We start from the raw sequence: 19,446 nt of genomic DNA, 5'->3' as shown, positions 1-19,446 counted from the left end.
AATGTAAAATATAGTCATTCGATACGGGAGGTTATGAAAATGAAGATAGGTTCATTAATTAAGTACTATCGTACAAAGCTAGGAATGACACAGAATTCAGTGGCAATGGGGATTTGCTCGATTCCTCATTTAAGTAAAATTGAGAATAATAATAAAGAAGCAAATAGCGAGACAATACGTCTACTGCTAGAACGATTAAATATTAGTATTCATGATGTAGAGAATAACGAACAAAATATTATTTGCCTATTAAATGATTTACAAAAACATATAAATTACCTAGAGAATGAGAAAGTAAAAGAGACAATGAGCAGATTAAAAGAATATGAAGAAATAATAGGTTTTACAGAATCTATTTATTTATATGAACTTTATAAGTTACGTTATTATGTGTTTGTTAAAGAGCATAAATTAGCAGACAATCAATTAAGATGGCTAAATGCCCACCGACAAAATTTTTCCCAACATGAAAGGTATTTACATTCATATTATTATGCATTAGTTTTAATTACAAAAGGTAAATATGAGGAAGCAGCTAAAGAACTAACTCAAATACTTCAAATACATCCAGAACTAGGGTCACTAGAAGGAGAGTTTTACTATCATTTCGCTTTAATAAAAGGGCGGTTAGAAGAACCAAGCCAAGCAATTATTTATGGGAAAAAAGCTCTTCAATTCTATAAGGACCAATTTAATTTTAAAAGAATTATTTATACATTAATGTCTCTGGCACTCAATTACTCTCGAGGAAAAGTGTTTCACGAAGCAATCGAAATCTATGAACATTTAGTGAGAAATGTGGAGCTATTACAGCAACAGCAGCTATTACCTGCTATATATCACAATTTGGGGGATTTGTACCAAATGAGATGGGAATATGAAAATGCATTAATTTACTTTGAAAAAAGCGCTTCTTTAATGTCAAAGAACTGTGATCATTATCTGCTTTGCTTATATAATTTAGGTGTTACACAATTTCGCTTAGGACAAACGGAAAAAAGTATAAAAACCTTTACTATTCTAAAGGAAGAAGCAAAAAATAAGAAAAAAATAAGTTTTAATTTATTTGCTACTTTTTATTTATATTTGCTAGGAGAAGAAAAAAAGAAAGCAATGGATTTTTTAGAAGGGAGGTTAATTCCATTTACAGCAGATAATGAAGAATTAAAAGAAATGCACCAACAATTTTCTAATTTATTGGGAGAGTATTATCGACAAGAAAAGCAGTTCGAGAAAGCTATGCAATTTATTGAAATTTAAAGGAGAGTGTGAATATGAAGAAAAATGTTGGATTATCAATTTTAATACTGAGTGCTACAGTAATAATTATATCTGTTCCAATTCATCCACCGGTTTTATAAAAGGCCAGAGTGGTAGAAGGTAGTGGCTCTATCTTATGATTGAGGACAGTGTTTTTCAAAACTCGAAATGTGAGGCACTTCGCAACTGAAAAATTGCCCATAAGATACACGTAGCAGCATGTATTTTGGTAGGCTTTATATTGAGCCTCAGCGGGCATAATTCTCGCATTAAAGAGATTAAACGCCAATTGCCTTAGGGCAAGGACAGTACTGGTAGGTCTCCTATATGTATGGATTGCCTTTGGTTGATGAAGAAGGAGTCAAGTAGGTGTTAAGAAACCTGATAGCTGATTTTGACCTGACACTCGCACTTTCAGGGAAGCGTTCTGTAAATGAAAAACCAAGAGTTGTTGAAAAGAGCGGAGAAGTAACATGAAGGACAATGTAAGATATCAATTGATGAACATGAAATCAACAGATGAAGTACATGCATTGCTCAATAACTTTCAATCAAATAATGTTGATTGACGATGGTATAGAATGATGTAGCCTCAAAAAGTTTAGAGCTTATCAAGCAGTAAATTGGCAGAAATGAATGCGGTATTGAACCCACTAGCACCACCACACTCTACGTATGTAGAGTGTGGGTAATGTATTTAATTGTTACTTTTCCGTTACTGGGTAATTAATTTCTGCTAAAAGTGCGCCTGCAAAGAGCTAACACTTTGTTACCGCAATTCAATGAAAAAGGATAAATTCTCGTTAAAGATGTTACAAACAGAATTTGAAAAAAACTTTGATATACCGAACTATCTTCATATACTGTTAAAGAGAAGATAATACCTTTCACCTCACGGCGGCAAGATGTAATTAGTGAAAAAACTTATCTTGAGGCATATCACTTTTAAAGAAAAGTATGTACTTTTGAGATTTACATTGCCAAATTACTTTACACCAATTTTACACACGTCAGATAGAATACCTTGAAATATAAGGCTTTTTAATGCATTCTCTGTCTCGACCACCTGTATCCTATACTAGCAACAGAGAATGCTACATAGTTAAGGCTTCACACTTAATTGTGTGGAGTCTTTTTTGTTTTCCTTGCTACTACAACATCACTTCCACCATGTAGGACAGTACTTCAAACATAATTATGTGAAATTATGTGCTGCACAAACGTTTAAGGGGAGCAATTGATATAGTAGTGACAATATATATTCCTTTCTTTTATATGTTAAAATGGAAATAATAGGATTGGTATGGAGAGAGTTATAAATCTTTTTTTGAAGGGGTGCTCATAATTAAAACGATTTATATTTATCCGAAATTAGCAATGGGTTTTAGGGGATTTGCCACTGGTTTAGATAGAGAAGGATTCTTCTTGAAGAAAAGGTCAACGAGATTAAAAAAAAGCATAGAAAATTCATTGAAAGAAAATCATTTGAGTTCTTTTAACGTAGAAGTTACTCATGGATTTGAATCTCCAGAGGAATTATTAGAAAACGATGGCATTTTGGTTTTAATTTCTCCATACTTAAAAAGTTTACTGGGTCATATTGATTTTTCGAAAAGTGGATACTATCTTTTATCAGAGGCGGAATATAATTCTGAAAATATCAGCAACATCATAAAGTATATAAAAACACTATAAACGTATAAAACGGATAAGATTAAAAGAAAACTATTGAAATGCTAAAGTTATTTAGGTAAACGATTGGAACTGTTTTTTTATTACAATATTTGTTCTAACTTTTTAACTAGGTGGTGATCAGGTTGAAGCCGATACATCTTACAGAAATACCTAAAGAAATAGTCGATTATGTTGGTGGAGTTACCCATATTTCTTTTCCAAGACAGGGGCATACATCAGATGTTGGAATCCTTTTTTCTGAAAGAGGCACTTTCTTTTTAAAGAGAACAAAAGGAAAGCAATATGGCTCATGGTTAAAGAAAGAAGCGACTGTTCTAAAATGTCTATCTAATTCTACATTACCTATCCCTCGTTTATATTGTTTTGTTGAACAACCTTTAGACAATCAGGCATGGGCATTGATGGAATATATAGAGGGTAGCACGATTAGACAGGCGTTAGAGAATGAAACCAAAGAGGAAAACAGGCATGCAATCATCTTTCATTATGGAAAGGTCCTTTCAGCCATTCATTCGATGCCATGCCCACTGGAAATAAAGGAGGGAGCAGTTGGGGTTTGGATCGATGATATGTTGGGTCAGGCAGAGTTTAATCTAAAAAATTTTGAGGTAGATGGTACGTCAAAGTTGTTAGATGACTTAAAAGGGAATAAACCTGAACCTATTCAGCAAACATTCATACACGGTGATTTTACAATCGATAATGTTCTCGTTCATAATCAGAAAATATCGGGTATTATTGATTGGAGTGGTGGAGCATTCGGTGACCCACGATACGATTTTGCGCTAGCTGTAAGACCTAAACCACAAGCCTTTGAAACTGAAAGAGACAGGCAGATATTTTATGAAGGGTATGGGAGAAAATTAATTAATCAAAACGAGTACAATTACTTTAAAAATGGATTATATGAGTTTTTTTAGATGAAGATATAAACCGTTCTGTAGGATAAATTACTTTCCTTCAGAGCGGTTTATTTGTTTTCCCCTACATTTTTAACGATTAGTTCATGCTCTGTTCATGTAACAATTTTAAGCTAAGGATAATCAAAGTAATGGAGGGGTTAAGGATGAATCTTGCCTGGAAAGAAATGAAGAAAAATAAAGTGCGGTTTTTAATCTTGGGCTCCATCATCTTCCTAGTTAGTTTTTTAACGTTTATTATTTCAGGTTTGGCGAATGGTTTGTCACAGGATAATGCAGCTTTAATAAAAGATTTACCTCAAGGACAATTTTACATGACGGAGGATGCAGATGGGACGTTTAATCTTTCGAGAATCTCTAGCGATCTACAACAGGAAGTCATGACTGAGGAGAAGGAGGCAGTTGCCTTTTCTATTCAAATGGGCTTTTTAAGTGATCAGGATGATAAACAGCAAAGTGTGGCCTTTGTCACGTCGACGGAATCAACACTATTTAGAAATGTACGACATGGTGAGGTGCTGTTAGACAGCTCGCTACAGGATAAAGGAATTAAGGTTGGAGATATATTAACGAACAATCAATATAGTGGCGAGTTTATAGTGAAAGGCTTTGTGGAGCAAAAGAAATATAGCCATGCACCTGTTGCTTATATAAGTAAAGAGGCTTATCAGGAAATGTATCGGGTAAAGGATATGCAATTAATTTTCGTTCCCAAAAATACGGCTAAGGAATTTGAGGGACTGCAGTCTTATAGGAATAAAGAATTTCTGAATGCTATTCCGAGTTACAGTGCGGAACAGATGTCTTTAAATATGATAATTTGGTTTTTAGTTGTCATTAGTGGTATGTTATTTGCTATTTTCTTCTATATGATGAATGTACAAAAGATTGGACTATATGGCATTCTCAAGGCGATTGGATTAAAAACAAGTAGGTTATTTAACATGATCTGGACACAGATGGTGATTATTACTGCCTTTTCATTAGTATTATCAGTCAGCCTTAGTCAATTATTCAATATAGTTGCGCCAAAGGAGATGCCGTTTACGTTAAACCTAGGTACAACAATACAACTATCGTTAGTGTTCCTTGTCATTGGTTTTGTGGGAGCTACACTGTCAGGTCTACAAATTAAAAAAATCGAACCGTTACAAGCAATACACCAGGGGGAGGCTTAGTCATGACGTTATTTACGATTGATGAAGTAAGAAAAACGTTTAAAAATGGTGATGTCGAAGAGGAAATTTTAAAAGGCATTAATTTATCCTTAAAAGAAGGAGAAATTACCGCATTGGTAGGTGCATCTGGTTCAGGGAAAAGCACGTTATTAACTATAGCTGCTGGACTACAACCAGCAACAGATGGACAAATCCTTTTTGAGGGACATAATTTAACGGCTATGAACGAGGAACAGGTACGAGGGCTGCGTGCAAGTAAATTTGGCTTTGTCTTTCAGTTTGCACATCTAGTACCTTTTCTTACCGTTGAGGAGCAGCTGCTATTAATGTTGGACGTTGCTGGGTCGCCACTGAAGAAACATGAGAAAAAGCATGAAGTAAATCGTTTATTACAGTTAGTTGGGTTAGCTCATCGTCAACATGCTTATCCTTCTTCCTTGTCAGGTGGAGAAAAGCAACGTGTAGCGATTGCTCGTGCCATTATTCATCAACCAAAAGTATTGTTTGCAGATGAGCCAACAGCAAGTTTAGATTCACAGCGCTCTAAAGAAATTATGTTGTTATTAAGAACATTAACAAAAACTTTAAATATAACAACATTATTAGTGACGCATGACGAAGAAATGTTGGCTTATACAGATCGTATTATTAAAATGAGCGATGGTGTCGTGTTATAAAATAAGCAAGGCTCCAACTAATAGGGAGCCTTGTGTAACATTTAGGTTAAATGTGTGTGACATGCAAATTTATAGGATTATTAGGAAGGAAAATCCAATTAATTGTTGAATTATTTGTTATGCAAAAATAAAAAGGAGGGATATGTTTGGGAAGAGTAATTAGCTTGGAATTAAATAGTCAGTAACCTAAGAAAACGGCAGCTTTTATAGTAAGTTGTTTGGCTGGGAGGTAGCGGCCCCGAATTGAGATTAGGCCAGTGACAACTGGGCAAGAAAGCGAAATTGGGGTTAATGGTGGCATTAGTAAAGGTCCAAGTGACTATCCACTTGGTACACGAATTCAAAATGCAACTGATGAAGTTATCGAATAGGCAACAAGGAACGGGGCTACTATTTTGCGTGAGAAAATGGAGTTTGATGACTTTTATCTTGCTTATTTGGTGGATCCTACTGGTCTAGGAATCGGATTAATTCAACATAAAAATAACGCATAAAGTCTCTTTCAGTAGAGTCTTTTTTCATTTTAAGCATAATTAAACGTCTTTATGGGTAAAGAATCGATGGAGGAGGGATAATGTGAGGAACATATTGAAATTAGTATGTTTGATCCTGATAACGATTGGCTTAATACCGAAGGAAGTGCAGGCAGCCAGTTTTAAAGATTTAACGGATGATACCTTGATGACAGAAATACATTATTTAGTGGAGCAGGATATTGTGAAGGGTTATTCGAATCAGTTATTCAAGCCGAATGACTATGTTACGAAAGCACAAGTAGCTGTCATGCTCACACGTGCTTTAGGACTAAACACAATCAACATAGAAAACCCCCACTATCAAGATGTAACAACTGCTAATCAATATTACAAAGAAATAGCTGCTGTACAAAACAAAGGGATATTCGATGCAGCTCATACATTTAATCCAGACGCGCCGATTACTAGAGGAGAAATGGCTATTGTGCTAAATAGAGCCTTTCAATTAAAAGGCTCAGATTCTTATTATTTTACAGATGTGACGGAGCAGACACGTGGTTATAAAGAAATTTTAACACTGGCCCATAATCATTTAATAAGGGGCTATGAGGGTGGTGCATTTAAGCCTAATGACCCTGTTACACGTGCACACTTCTCAGCATTTTTGGCACGAGCATTGACTCTTTCTAAGCCCAATTTGCTAAAGGACCCGGCATTTGTTTATACGTATGCCCATTATTCTTTAAGCGACAATAAGCGTTATACTTTAAGCTATCAATATGAGCAACACGACGGTAAAAATGATGTATGGACAGTCAAAAATGTAAGTACAGGACAATCACTTGCTGATGAGCTTTTATATGGTCATGATCGTGCATATGGTCAAGCCATTGCAAGTGAAGCTAACACACATTATGATTTATATATGGAACTACCACTTAGAATAGGTGTTATTTTACATGAAGATGATCCAGGGGTTACTGCAGGAGAAAGAGTAACTGTAAAATCAACTAATAGCACAGTACAAGCTGGTGAAGTGCAATATACGGGTGTAATAATAGTAGAGAAAAGGTCAAAATTTAGTGATGTGATAAAAACTTATTATTTCGTAGATGAAATTGGTTTAATCAAGGAGCTACACAATGATATAGTTGTGTTTGAATTACTCAATCGAACAATGAAATAATCAGAAAAGGAAAGCAAGCCACTGATGGACTCGCTTTCCTTTATTGTTGTATAGAAATATGAAAAAAGCGCTGTAATGCTTGCTGCCATTCCTTCTCGGTGTTTGTTGTATAGGTAGTTAAGGATGGTCCTTCGTAAATTCTAAATTCATTGTTCATCATCGTGTGACGACCACGAGCCGTTCGAATCATGGCGATTTTATTTTTTTGCTTGGAGAGTCGTGGGGCAAATTTTGCATCATTTGCATCATCATGAAAGCAATAGAGCAAACGCCATTGCTGTTTGGTTTGCTCAAAAAGCATCCAACCATTTTCTTCATCATACTCTACTTTATATAATTCTCGACCTTCTCGGTGTTTATATCCGGCTATTAATGGTACTGGTTTACAAGGCGCTAAAGCACCAACGCCTACATCTGAAATATAGGATTGCTTCGCATCCTTTACTAGTAATAACTGATGCATGGGTATATCTTCAGGAGGCATATGTTCTTCAACATTGCGCCAAAACTGAGCATAGCGATTGGTAACTGAGAAGCCTAGCTCCCGTAAAAGCCAGCTAAATAAAATATTTAGTTCAAAACAATTGCCACCACGTCGCTCAACAATAATCTTTTGAAATAAATTAGGAATAGAGAATGAGATACCGAGGTTCAAGGCAACATCTAAATTTTCATAGGGAATAGTCAATAGATGCTTTGTCTGTAGCTGTCCTAGTAGTTGGACAGTAGGCTCTAAAGTTCCTTGAAATTGAATATGCTGTAAATATTGCTGAATCTGTGCATTCATAAAATCGCCTCACTTCCTTATTAATAACATAACCGAAACAGCAACAGAATACACGCATAATATTACGAGGGAAATGATAGAAAAATAGCTAAATAACTTGTAGAATTAATATATTAGCTACTATAAAGTGAAATTTTTTACAATATAGTTAATGAATAAGAATTTAAGGTAGGTATGATAAGGAAAATGAAATGGATAGAAGTCAATACATATGACGAAATGAGCGAAATGGCCGCAAAGATTTTTTTAGAGCAAATACAGAAGAAGCCAAATAGTGTGCTAGGATTAGCAACTGGTGGTTCACCTGTAGGAATGTATAAAGAATTAGTAGCCCGACATCAAGCTGGTCAAGTATCATTTAAGGATGTACAAACTTTTAATTTGGACGAATATGTAGGTCTTAAGCGAACAAGTCCTGCAAGTTACTGGACTTTTATGCACAATAATTTATTTAATGATGTAAATATTAAACAAGAAAATATACATTTGCCAAATGGTGAGGCAGAGGATTTAGCTGCTGAATGCAAGGCATATGATGCAAGAATTGATGCGGTAGAAGGTATTGATTTACAGCTTCTTGGAATTGGCGTAAATGGTCATATAGGTTTTAATGAGCCAGGTACTCCGTTCCATTCTATGACAAATATTGTCGAATTAACGACATCAACAAGAACAGAAAATGCGATTTACTTTGATGACGAAGCCGAAGTCCCAACACATGCGATTACGATGGGCATTCAATCCATTATGAAGGCGAAGGAAATTGTCCTGATTGCCTTTGGTGAAAAGAAGCTGGCGGCCATTCAAAAATTGAAAAGTGGCCATATAACAGAAGATTTCCCTGCAAGTCAATTATTGAAACATCCTAACGTGACGATTATTTATGGCGGCACAAATTAACAATAAAAAGCAAAGTCTTCTTATGACTGAAGACTTTGCTTTCTTGTTTTTTCCTGAAAACGGATGAGCAATGGATATACGCTCCCAAAAATTACTGCTACAATAACAATTAAATCACCCTTGTTGAAGGGTATGTCTAAATGTCTGAAGGTTGCAATTGCAGAATGTCGATCGTTTCTTCTTAAGTAGAAAATAACCGTATAGAATGATGGGAAGAAGATGCAATAATAGCTAAATGTCTTCGCACTAACTTAGAGACAGCATTAGAAAAATAAAGGAGGAATGAACGTGAAAAATACCGTACCACGTTTACAAAAGGGAGATGTAGTAGGTGTAGTTGCCCTATCGAGTCTAGTAGAATCTGAAAAGCTTGGGGACGCATTAGCTTTTTTAGATGAGTTGGGTCTTCGCTATATCGTAGGGGATACCATCCATGCCAAGCATGATTATTTAGCGGGAAGTGATGAAATCAGGTTAGCTGATTTTCATGAAATGGTTAAAAATCCTGAAGTGAAAGCGATTTTTTGTGTAAAGGGAGGTTATGGCGCTGCCCGAATAGCTGAAAAAATTGATTATACGCTATTAGAGGAAAATCCAAAAATTTTCTGGGGCTTTTCAGATATTACCTATTTGCATTGTGCCATCAATGAGTACGCTAATTTAGTAACATTCCACGGACCTATGCTAATGGCTGCTAATACAATGGATGAACTATCGAAGAAAATGTTTGTACAATTATTTTCCCCTATCGAAATACAATATACGGAATCAATTTCTCCTTTAATAACAATTGCTGGTGGGGTGGCACGCGGTGAATTAATAGGAGGAAATCTTTATCGTCTTGTCAGCACATTAGGTACTAAATTTGAGATACAGACAGAAGGTAAGATTTTATTGATAGAGGAGTTAGCTGAATCGATTCCTAACATTGATTCGATGCTACAGCAATTAAAGCAAGCTAGGAAATTTGAGCAGCTAGCAGGTGTTGTCATTGGCTCCTTTACACAAACAGAGTCGGATGATGCAGCACTAAATAATTTAATGAAAGAGTATTTTGGAGACTTAGGCATTCCTGTTGTGGCAGGTTTTAAAATAGGACATGAATTAACGAATATAGGCATTCCTCTTGGGGTAGATGCGTATTTAGATGCAGAGGGAAAAGTGTTGAAGATATTACCAGGAGTATATTAACTGTGGGGGATTGATGATATGGATATTGAGAAAAAGCTCTATGAAGCAGCTGTCCAATTAGTGGAGAAAAGATATCCCTCAGGATGGGGCGGAGCGGCCGCTTTATATTCTGAGGACGGGCATATTTTAACTAGTGTCGCACCAGAGGTCATCAATGCAGCAACTGAATTATGTATGGAAACGGGTGCTATTTTAGAGGCGCATAAATTGAATACAAAGGTGACACATTCGATTTGTGTTGCTAGAGAAAATGAAAAATCTAAATTCGTAGTCCTCACACCTTGTGGGGTCTGCCAAGAAAGACTCTTTTATTGGGGAGAGAATGTGAAGGCAGCAGTTACGAATTCAGACGGTTCACTAATATTTAAAACGTTAAAAGAGATACAACCATATCACTGGTATAAGGCCTATGAACAATAATGCAAAAAGACATTACAAAAATATGTAATGTCTTTTTGGTGTGATTTAATAAGGCTCGGCATTATGTCCTTTATCTATCGCATCCTGAGGGGCATGATCGCCACCAATATTGCCAAGTGGCTTTGAAGGAGAAGATTCCTTTCTAGCCTTATGCAACCCTTCTTTTAGCAAACGACCATATTCTTCATCTGCTTCTTCCGCTAGTGCAATCATTGCATTTTGTATATCCATATGACAGACCGATAAATCACGAATTAAATTGGCAAGCAGCTCATCGCGCTCCCATTGCTCAAAGTTACGGTAAGTTTCACCAGCTTGCTTTGTATTACTTTGACGATCAATGGATTCTCGAACAAGGTTTCCTTCAACATAAGGAGTATATTCCTTACCATCCTGAGCTGCTTCCTTTAAGCCATTTAACATGGACGGCTCATAATTAATATGTGGATTTTGACCAGGTGCTAAATCTCGTTTATACATCATTTGCCCACCACTTTGATTGGTTGCTACACGCTTTTTAGGCGCATTAATTGGCAATTGAAGATAGTTGGCTCCCACACGGTGACGCTGTGTATCTGAATAGGAGAATGTACGACCTTGTAGCATTTTATCATCGGAGAAATCTAAACCATCGACCAGTACGCCCGTACCGAAAGTAGCTTGTTCTACCTCTGCAAAATAGTCCTCAGGATTTTTGTTTAATACCATTTTACCGACTGAATACCATGGGAATTGATCGTTTGGCCAAAGCTTTGTGTCATCCAATGGATCAAAATCAAGCTCAGGATGTGGACCATCCTCCATAATTTGAACATGTAACTCCCATTCAGGAAATTCTTCACGTTCAATCGCATCATATAAATCCTGTGTGGCATGATTAAAGTTTTTCTGCTGAATTTCTTCTGCTTCTTTTTGTGTTAAATTTTTAATGCCCTGAAGTGGTTCCCAGTGATATTTGACTAGAACCCCTTTACCTTCGTGATTAACCCACTTATACGTATTGACGCCAGAGCCCTGCATCATACGATAGTTAGCGGGTATACCCCAAGGTGAATATACAAATGTTACCATGTGGAAAGATTCTGGTGAGCTAGCACAAAAATCAAAGAAACGTTCAACGTTTTGAATATTAGTAATAGGATCAGGTTTAAATGCATGAATCATGTCAGGGAATTTCATTGCATCACGGATAAAGAAGATTTTTAAATTATTGCCTACTAAATCCCAGTTGCCATCTTCTGTATAAAATTTTACCGCAAAGCCTCGTGGGTCACGTAATGTTTCAGGCGAATGTCCACCATGTATAACCGTTGAAAAACGCACAAATACAGGTGTTTTTTTTCCTTTATCCTGAAAGACTTTTGCACGGGTATATTTAGAAATTGGTTCATCGCCTACTACACCGTATGTTTCAAAATAACCATGTGCACCAGCACCGCGAGCATGAACAACTCGTTCTGGGACTCGCTCCCTGTCAAAGTGACTTATCTTCTCTAGAAAATCATAATTTTCAAGTGTTGCAGGACCTCGATTACTAACCGTTCGTAAATTTTGATTGTTAGTAACGGGATGCCCCTGTCGATTTGTCAATGTTGTATCTTGCTCATGTGTTGAATCATTTTGCTGCGTCATTGTATGACCCCTTTCCAAGAGATACTTCCATTTTGTCCTTGAAAGCGGCAATCTAGACATAGGGAATTTTTACATATTTGCTGATAAAAAAGCTCTCCATACATAGATGTAGGAGAGCCTTGGATGGCGTTTTCAAATGGAATCAAGTTTTTTGAGTATGGCCTTTACCTATAGTTGGTCATTAGTCATCGGTCATACAGTAACAGGTAACTTGTTATTGGTTTTTATTTAATTAGCCGAATAGCTAAATTTGAAAACAGCACATCCAACTCGGTTTGGAGTCTCACCGCCCCGAGATTAGAAATAACGGGAATCATCAAAGTTAAGTTGTATGCTGTAATTTTTTGAATTAATAAGATTGGATAGTTTATGTGCCTGTTTTTCGAGCTTCATTGCGCGTTCTCTATAGTCATCTGGCTCATATAATGCAATCTCGTATAACATAGCACCATCACCATAGCCAAAGCGGACACTTTCTTTTTCCCTCATACTAAATTCTTTACATAGTTCAGCCTCAGCACGCAGCTGTGTAGCTAATTCGATAGCTTCCACTAGTGCTAGTTTCTGATCTTTAAAGTCTACTGTGTTTTGGATGTTTGCTTCATACACTAAACGATCTAGCGTACGCGTATCTACACGAACTTGTGCCAATTCGGCTTCAATAAGGGAGAGTGCACGGTTACTTGTTTTAGGAGCCTGTCCCTTTTCTACTGTCACAAAAGCACTACGATGTAATTCACTAATAAGCTCTTGCGTTTTCTTTCCTAAAATACTTTTTAGTTTAACAGCTTCTGCAAGATTGATCACGAAAACACGTCCTTTTTATAGTATTGTAGATGGTGCATTATTTGACAAGAGGGCAATTTGATAGTCACCACCATGAATTTGGTTAAACATTTTGCCTGCTGACGCCAAAAGGTCATTCGCTGCTTCATGTGTTAGTGATGGTCTAAGATAAAAAATATGGAGCGCCTCAGTCGTATCCTCTGTAACGGCTGTCCGTTTAGAATCGACAAATGGAGAACCAAACGCTCCCTTTTCATCACGGCTATAGAGGATTTTGTTAAACGTATTAAAACGACCATTTAAACCCTCATAACCAATGTCTTCGTGGCCAAGAGATATTTCTACGCACCCTTTCATAAGGGCTACATCATATAGACCAATCGGAATTTCATATTGAAGAGAGAAGAAGTTATTTAAATCTACACCAGAATGAAATGGTGTTAAAAAGTTTTGTTTACTAATTCGACGCATAAGGCTTTCTGCTGAGTGACGATAACGATTTGGATCGGCACCTAGCTGTTTCCATAGTGCTCGCCATTCCGCAATACCCTCACGCTGGTTCACTGGAAGGTCCTGCATGTCCAGAAAAAGGTTTTCTTGATACAATTGCATCCGACCTTTAATCATTTGAGGGGATTCTGCTACAACAATTTTGGTATAATGAATAATGCCGATTTTTAGCTCGGGATGTTGTGTTAATAGAGATTCGTTAATGGAAATTTCCAAAGAACATCACCTACTTTATCTATTTCTATTATTGTACCATGTAAGGAGTTGGAAATAAAATGAACATACATGACCTACAACGCGACTTTGTGGCATATGCAATATCCATTGGCGTTGATAAAATAGGTTTTACAACAGCAGCTCCCTTTACAGAATTAAAAAACCGACTGCGTCGTCAGCAGGAGCTTGGCTATCAGTCTGGCTTTGAAGAAAGTGATATTGAAAAACGTACCGAACCCCTGCATTTATTAAATGAGGCAGAGAGTATTGTCTCGATCGCGGTTGCTTATCCCTCACGTATGCAAAATGCACCCATTGGCAAAAGGGGAGCAAGACGTGGGATATTTTGCCGTGCTTCATGGGGAGTCGATTATCATACAGCAATACGTGAACGTTTGAAGTTATTATCTGCTTGGCTTGAGGAGCGTGTCGAAGGTGTTCGTATTGAGTCAATGGTTGATACAGGTGCACTTGTAGACCGTGCAGTAGCAGAACGTGCAGGCATAGGCTGGAGCGGTAAAAACTGTTCGATTATAACACCTGAATTCGGGTCTTATGTGTATTTAGGGGAGCTTATTACCAATATTCCATTCTCGCCAGATAAGCCAATGGAGGATGAATGTGGGGAATGTCGCCTATGCTTGGATGTTTGTCCAACCGGTGCATTAATCCAAGGAGGGCAATTGGATGCACAACGTTGTATTGCCTTCCTCACTCAAACGAAGGGAACACTTCCTGATGAGTTTCGTAACCATATTGGTAATCGTCTCTATGGCTGTGATACATGTCAGACTGTGTGTCCCAAAAATAAAGGGAAAATTAATTGGATTCATGAAGAATTTATGCCAGATCCAGAGCTTGCCAAGCCATTACTAACACCACTATTAACGATTTCTAATAGAGAATTTAAGGAAAAATTTGGCCACGTTTCTGGTTCATGGCGAGGTAAAAAGCCCATTCAACGAAATGCGATCCTCGCCCTTGCTCATTTTAAAGAGGAAGCGGCTATTCCAGATCTTATCAACCTTTTGAAAAACGATGATCGTCCAGTCATTCGAGGCACATCAGCATGGGCTTTAGGTAAGATAGGCGGAGAACAGGCCAAGTCTGCCTTATATGATGCGGAGGCTAATGAGCAGGACGAAGAAGTATTGCATGAAATTCACAAAGGTTTGCAGTTTTTTTATGATGAATGAAGAAAAAACAACTCGACTAAATGAGTAATACTAAAAGAAATTATGACAATAAGGAAGTGTATCGTTATGCCATTGCATATCGTTTTATATCAACCAGAAATTCCAGCGAATACAGGAAATATTGCTCGCACTTGTGCTGGTACAAATACTTCATTACATTTAATTCGTCCACTAGGCTTTTCAACCGACGATAAAATGCTAAAACGGGCAGGCTTAGATTATTGGCATAGTGTGAATGTTGTTTATCATGATTCACTAGATGATTTTATAGCGTATTCTAAAGATGGTGACGTATATTTAATCGAAACTTATAGTGATGAGCCGTTCACCACGCATGATTTTAGTGATAAGGAGCGTGACATTTACTTTATGTTTGGGAAAGAAACAACAGGACTGCCGAAAGAATTTGCGTATGAACGTCGCAATATGTGCTTGCGTATTCCGCAAAGTGATCATGTCCGTTCACTCAACTTATCTAATACGGCTGCGATTGTTATATATGAGGCATTACGACAACAAGGATATCCAGGTTTACATTAATAAAAGCAGTTCTCAAATTGTGAGAACTGCTTTTTACTAAAGTTTTAATAATACGACATTTCCAGCTGGGTCCTCGGTTTGGAATCCACCGTCCATATCGATAACAGGTGCACCCATTGCACGAAGGTTTGCTTTCATTATTGATGCTTGTTCTTCATTATCTAAACGCAGTGAGTACGTTTTTAAGCCTACTTGGTTTTCGCCAAGCTTTGGGGCATTTTCTGAGTGCCAAGTGTTTAGGCCAATGTGATGGTGATAGCGCCCTGTAGAAATAAATAATGCCTGAGAACCATAGCGCGCCACAATATCATACCCTAAGCCATTTGTATAAAATTGTTCAGCTTCTGCCAAGTTAGAAACAGATAAGTGAATATGTCCCATGACTGTACCAGCAGGAAGGCCATTCCAATTTCCGTTACCTTCTTCTAAAATCGATCGAATATTTAGTGGCTCTGTCACCATATGCACTTGATCCATATGCCATCCCCATTCATTTTCAGGACGATCTACGTATACCTCAATACCATTATCATCAGGATCATTTAAATAGAGTGCTTCACTGACAGCATGATCAGAAGCCCCAAGATATACTCCTTTTTCATGAAAATGCGTGATAATATTTGCCAAATCACGACGAGTTGGCAAGAGTAGTGCAAAATGATAAAGTCCAGTCGTCCTGTTCAGTTTTTCTTCCACTGTGTTTGGTTGGACAATTGTTAATAGTGCAGTATGTCCATCCGCTGTTAAAGTAGCTTTATGTGATTCTTGGTGTAAAACGTTGAAGCCAATGACGTCTTGATAAAATGCTAAAGAACGTTGTAGATCGCTTACTTTTATTTCAACATTTGTTACATATGTGTTAGGTTTTTCATGGAAATGCATATAGAATACCTCCAGTAAGTTATTTTTATTTATTTAGTTACTTTATGTAAGTTAGTTTATTTTAATAATAGCCGAAAGTCAAGTAAGGAATGTTATTGTTCGACAAAAAAAGAAAATCACTAAGCATATCTAATGCTTAGTGATTTTCTCGAGGTATTATTTATCCGCTTTGTAATCGCCTTCGTACCCAGCAGTAAAAATAGCTGTTAAGAAAGCAACTGTTACACCAATGATTAATAATAGTTTCATGGAAGTAACCCTCCTCATGTAATAAAGACATCTCTATTTAGTATAGCCTATCTACTATGAAAATGAAACGACATACCTGAATAAAATATGTCAGAAATGGTTCAAACGTATAGTTATCGGGAAAACTATTAAGGAGGTGATTCATATGAAAAAAAAAGTGCCAAACATTGAAAATGGTACGATGGCGAGAGATATGAAGGAATTAAAAGATTTGGGCAAACAAATGGAACATTTACGTGATGGTCTAGAGCTTGCGGAGGATGAGCGTATTGCCGACCCTATTCAATTGGAAAGTATCGAGGAAAAGGATGAATAGTGGTGAAGAACAGTAGCTTCCTTATTTTTCTTAAATCCAATTTTTTGTATAATGGTACTAGGAAAAAGAAAGGGGTGGTGATTCGTGAATTTACAATCATCGAAAACATTATCAAATGGAGTAGAAATGCCTCGCTTCGGCTTAGGTGTTTATAAAATGACAGATCATGAAGAAACATTACAATCCATCGATACAGCGCTGAAGGTTGGTTATCGAGCTATTGATACGGCATCTTTGTATGGGAATGAAGCAGAGGTAGGAGAAGCTATTCGTCATTCAGGTGTACCACGTGAACATATTTTTGTTACCACAAAAGTATGGAATAATGACCAAGGATATGATGAAACCTTACGCGCTTTTGAAGTATCGCTGAAGAAACTTAATATGGATTACGTAGATTTATATTTGACTCATTGGGCTGTTCCAGAAACATTTGAGGAAACCTATCGTGCCATTGAACGCCTATATGATGAAAAACTAATTCGTGCAACAGGTGTGTCGAACCATCATGAGCATCATTTAGAAAAAATACTGGCAAAGGCCAATATTGCTCCAATGGTTAATCAGGTGGAGATGCATCCATATTTACAACAACAAGCATTAAGCGCATTTTGCCATGAACATCAGATTGCAGTTACTGCATGGTCACCGTTAGGACGAGGTGGGGTACTTGATGATTCTACTATCGTAGAAATTGGCAAGGAGATTGGCAAGTCGGCTGCTCAGGTAGTGTTACGCTGGCATTTACAAAATGACACATTGATTATTCCTAAATCGGTGACACCTAGTCGAATTGCAGAAAATGCTCAGATTTTTGACTTTGAATTAACACAGACTCAAATGGATAAGATAGCGTCATTAAATAGTAATCAACGATTTGGGCAAGATCCTGATCATTTTAAATTTGATTTTTAGTTCTATTAAAAAAATCCCGCTCTCGTAATAGAGAAGCGGGATTTTTGATTATTGCTCGTCCTTGACTGTAATGCGTTTATTTAAAAATGGATGGTCAAATTCTAATTGGATAGCATGGAGTTCATAGTCATCACTAACCGTTTCTCTTGCACCGTACATAGTATCACCAATAATAGGATGGCCGATATAGGCTAAATGGACACGAATTTGATGTGTTCGACCCGTTTCAAGAATCAAATGGACCACACAGGAATTTTTATAGCGTGAAACAACTTCATAATGTGTCACTGCATGCTGTCCAGTTTTGGACACGACACGTCTAGATGCGTGGTGTCGATCTTTACCAATAGATTCGGAAATGGTACCTGATGAGGAGCGTATATTTCCTTGTACTTCTGCCGCATACGTCCGAATAATAGATTTTTCTTCAATCATCCGGTCAAAAATTGATTTCGCTAAAGGATGCTTGGCTACGAGTAATAAACCTTGTGTCCCTTTATCTAGTCGATGGACATGCTCTGCATACATACCACCTTGTTGTTGAATATGTGCCATAACGTGGTTCATACATGTATGGGTATCTCGGTCATCATTAGGGTGCGTTGCCATACCCTTTGGCTTCGATACGATTAAGCAATGATCATCCTCATAAACTATATCAATCGCACAAACAGGGGTTGGTTTATAGCTAGATGCTGGGATTGGGAATGTAAATTTAACTATAGTGCCGACTTGTAAAGGAGTATTCCATTGAACAAGCTCATCATTTTCTAAAGTAATAGCTTTTGCCATACGTAGTTCATGGACGAGCTTTTTGCCTAGTCGCCAATGATTACGTAACAGTTCCTCAATCGTTAAGTGATCTTCATTGAATGTATAAAGAAACATTAATCTTCCTCCGTAGAAAAGACCGTATTCCAATGGTAGAACACGGTCTCTTGATTATTTTGCAGCTTTTGTAGCTTTTATTAAATAGAAGCTTGCCCCTGCAATTAAAATAAATGCAGTTAATGCTAAAAATGGAATAGTAATAAAGCCTAACCAGTTAATATATTGTCCTGTACATGATACGGCGCCACAAGAAGGGGCATTATCCGCTAAAAAACTAAGCTTTTGAATGCCGTAATGATAGAGTGAGATACAGCCTCCGATAACAGAGAAAACCGCTGTTGTGACAGCAATACGAGCATTTTTTTGTATGAAGGCTACAGTGGCCATAATGACGATAGGGTACATAAAAATACGCTGTATCCAACATAATTTACACGGTTCATAATGACGAATTTCAGAAAAGTATAATGAACCCAGTGTAGCTACAGCAGAAACTATCCATATAAATAATAAGCCATTTTCCTCTTTTTTAGACATATCGATTCTCCCCTTTATAAAAACACTACTTGTACGATTATAGTTGTTCTAGTTTTATATGTAAATTAACTTACGCAAAATAAGGACGATAATTTCAGTCTAAAGTATGAACGGCTAATGAAGACGACCCTAATGCCTTAATGGTA

At 37.1% G+C, this 19,446-nt stretch carries 20 protein-coding genes; 13 read left to right on the top strand and 7 right to left on the bottom strand.

Annotated features, from left to right (window positions below; translation table 11 throughout):
• Nucleotides 1-39 precede the first annotated feature (39 nt).
• The 6 genes from MKX57_RS20325 to MKX57_RS20300 all read left to right on the top strand — a co-directional run bounded on the left by MKX57_RS20325 (nucleotide 40) and on the right by MKX57_RS20300 (nucleotide 7,392).
• Nucleotides 40-1,260: a helix-turn-helix transcriptional regulator gene (locus MKX57_RS20325; RefSeq protein ID WP_237068882.1), complete on the top strand. Its 1,221-nt coding sequence runs from the start codon at nucleotides 40-42 to the stop codon at nucleotides 1,258-1,260.
• Between the two features lie 1,335 nt (nucleotides 1,261-2,595).
• Nucleotides 2,596-2,955 (top strand): hypothetical protein, encoded by a 360-nt coding sequence (locus MKX57_RS20320; RefSeq protein WP_342550563.1) that lies wholly within the window; start codon nucleotides 2,596-2,598, stop codon nucleotides 2,953-2,955.
• Between the two features lie 122 nt (nucleotides 2,956-3,077).
• On the top strand, nucleotides 3,078-3,875 hold the full coding sequence (locus MKX57_RS20315) for a phosphotransferase (RefSeq protein WP_089987055.1): 798 nt from the start codon (nucleotides 3,078-3,080) through the stop codon (nucleotides 3,873-3,875).
• A 146-nt stretch (nucleotides 3,876-4,021) separates the two neighbouring features.
• Nucleotides 4,022-5,053, top strand: a complete 1,032-nt coding sequence (locus MKX57_RS20310; RefSeq protein ID WP_239355374.1) for an ABC transporter permease — start codon at nucleotides 4,022-4,024, stop codon at nucleotides 5,051-5,053.
• Between the two features lie 2 nt (nucleotides 5,054-5,055).
• A complete protein-coding gene (locus MKX57_RS20305; RefSeq protein ID WP_089987053.1) occupies nucleotides 5,056-5,730 on the top strand; it encodes an ABC transporter ATP-binding protein in 675 nt (224 codons plus the stop codon).
• Between the two features lie 576 nt (nucleotides 5,731-6,306).
• On the top strand, nucleotides 6,307-7,392 hold the full coding sequence (locus tag MKX57_RS20300; protein ID WP_239355375.1) for an S-layer homology domain-containing protein: 1,086 nt from the start codon (nucleotides 6,307-6,309) through the stop codon (nucleotides 7,390-7,392).
• 40 nt (nucleotides 7,393-7,432) lie between these two features.
• Here MKX57_RS20300 and MKX57_RS20295 read toward each other — a convergent pair whose 3' ends face one another.
• Nucleotides 7,433-8,179 (bottom strand): arylamine N-acetyltransferase, encoded by a 747-nt coding sequence (locus MKX57_RS20295; RefSeq protein WP_008173431.1) that lies wholly within the window; start codon nucleotides 8,177-8,179, stop codon nucleotides 7,433-7,435.
• Between the two features lie 186 nt (nucleotides 8,180-8,365).
• Here MKX57_RS20295 and nagB point away from each other — a divergent pair, with 186 nt between their 5' ends.
• The 3 genes from nagB (at nucleotide 8,366) to MKX57_RS20280 (ending at nucleotide 10,690) form a co-directional block, all read left to right on the top strand.
• A complete protein-coding gene (nagB, locus tag MKX57_RS20290; RefSeq protein ID WP_239355376.1) occupies nucleotides 8,366-9,079 on the top strand; it encodes a glucosamine-6-phosphate deaminase in 714 nt (237 codons plus the stop codon).
• Between the two features lie 282 nt (nucleotides 9,080-9,361).
• The gene (locus MKX57_RS20285; protein WP_008173429.1) at nucleotides 9,362-10,270 is read left to right on the top strand and encodes an LD-carboxypeptidase; all 909 of its coding nucleotides are present in this window, start codon (nucleotides 9,362-9,364) and stop codon (nucleotides 10,268-10,270) included.
• Between the two features lie 18 nt (nucleotides 10,271-10,288).
• Nucleotides 10,289-10,690: a cytidine deaminase gene (locus MKX57_RS20280; RefSeq protein WP_036127356.1), complete on the top strand. Its 402-nt coding sequence runs from the start codon at nucleotides 10,289-10,291 to the stop codon at nucleotides 10,688-10,690.
• A gap of 45 nt (nucleotides 10,691-10,735) precedes the next feature.
• Here MKX57_RS20280 and MKX57_RS20275 read toward each other — a convergent pair whose 3' ends face one another.
• The 3 genes from MKX57_RS20275 to MKX57_RS20265 form a co-directional block, all read right to left on the bottom strand.
• On the bottom strand, nucleotides 10,736-12,322 hold the full coding sequence (locus MKX57_RS20275) for a catalase (RefSeq protein ID WP_008173426.1): 1,587 nt from the start codon (nucleotides 12,320-12,322) through the stop codon (nucleotides 10,736-10,738).
• 297 nt (nucleotides 12,323-12,619) lie between these two features.
• Nucleotides 12,620-13,129 carry a hypothetical protein gene (locus MKX57_RS20270; protein ID WP_008173424.1) on the bottom strand — a complete coding sequence of 170 codons (510 nt, stop codon included), beginning with the start codon at nucleotides 13,127-13,129 and terminating at the stop codon, nucleotides 12,620-12,622.
• A 15-nt stretch (nucleotides 13,130-13,144) separates the two neighbouring features.
• A complete protein-coding gene (locus MKX57_RS20265; RefSeq protein ID WP_089987048.1) occupies nucleotides 13,145-13,834 on the bottom strand; it encodes a phenylalanine--tRNA ligase beta subunit-related protein in 690 nt (229 codons plus the stop codon).
• 59 nt (nucleotides 13,835-13,893) lie between these two features.
• Here MKX57_RS20265 and queG point away from each other — a divergent pair, with 59 nt between their 5' ends.
• Together queG and trmL are read left to right on the top strand one after the other, a co-directional pair.
• A complete protein-coding gene (gene queG / locus MKX57_RS20260) occupies nucleotides 13,894-15,030 on the top strand; it encodes a tRNA epoxyqueuosine(34) reductase QueG (protein WP_342530770.1) in 1,137 nt (378 codons plus the stop codon).
• A gap of 66 nt (nucleotides 15,031-15,096) precedes the next feature.
• Nucleotides 15,097-15,570 (top strand): tRNA (uridine(34)/cytosine(34)/5-carboxymethylaminomethyluridine(34)-2'-O)-methyltransferase TrmL, encoded by a 474-nt coding sequence (gene trmL, locus MKX57_RS20255; RefSeq protein WP_008173417.1) that lies wholly within the window; start codon nucleotides 15,097-15,099, stop codon nucleotides 15,568-15,570.
• A gap of 36 nt (nucleotides 15,571-15,606) precedes the next feature.
• Here the strand turns inward: trmL and MKX57_RS20250 are convergent, their stop codons facing one another.
• A complete protein-coding gene (locus MKX57_RS20250) occupies nucleotides 15,607-16,452 on the bottom strand; it encodes a VOC family protein (RefSeq protein ID WP_239355378.1) in 846 nt (281 codons plus the stop codon).
• Nucleotides 16,453-16,846: 394 nt separating this feature from the next.
• Here MKX57_RS20250 and MKX57_RS20245 point away from each other — a divergent pair, with 394 nt between their 5' ends.
• Nucleotides 16,847-17,017, top strand: coding sequence for a hypothetical protein (locus MKX57_RS20245; protein WP_008173412.1), 171 nt, complete (start codon nucleotides 16,847-16,849; stop codon nucleotides 17,015-17,017).
• A gap of 84 nt (nucleotides 17,018-17,101) precedes the next feature.
• A complete protein-coding gene (locus tag MKX57_RS20240; RefSeq protein ID WP_008173410.1) occupies nucleotides 17,102-17,932 on the top strand; it encodes an aldo/keto reductase in 831 nt (276 codons plus the stop codon).
• A gap of 48 nt (nucleotides 17,933-17,980) precedes the next feature.
• Here the strand turns inward: MKX57_RS20240 and MKX57_RS20235 are convergent, their stop codons facing one another.
• Both MKX57_RS20235 and MKX57_RS20230 read right to left on the bottom strand, forming a co-directional pair.
• A complete protein-coding gene (locus MKX57_RS20235; RefSeq protein WP_036120414.1) occupies nucleotides 17,981-18,820 on the bottom strand; it encodes an RluA family pseudouridine synthase in 840 nt (279 codons plus the stop codon).
• 54 nt (nucleotides 18,821-18,874) lie between these two features.
• A complete protein-coding gene (locus tag MKX57_RS20230; protein WP_008173406.1) occupies nucleotides 18,875-19,300 on the bottom strand; it encodes a disulfide oxidoreductase in 426 nt (141 codons plus the stop codon).
• Nucleotides 19,301-19,446 lie beyond the last annotated feature (146 nt).

Source organism: Lysinibacillus sp. FSL M8-0216 (assembly GCF_038595555.1).
GTDB lineage: Bacteria > Bacillota > Bacilli > Bacillales_A > Planococcaceae > Lysinibacillus > Lysinibacillus fusiformis.
This window is presented reverse-complemented; position numbering and strand designations above follow the sequence as displayed.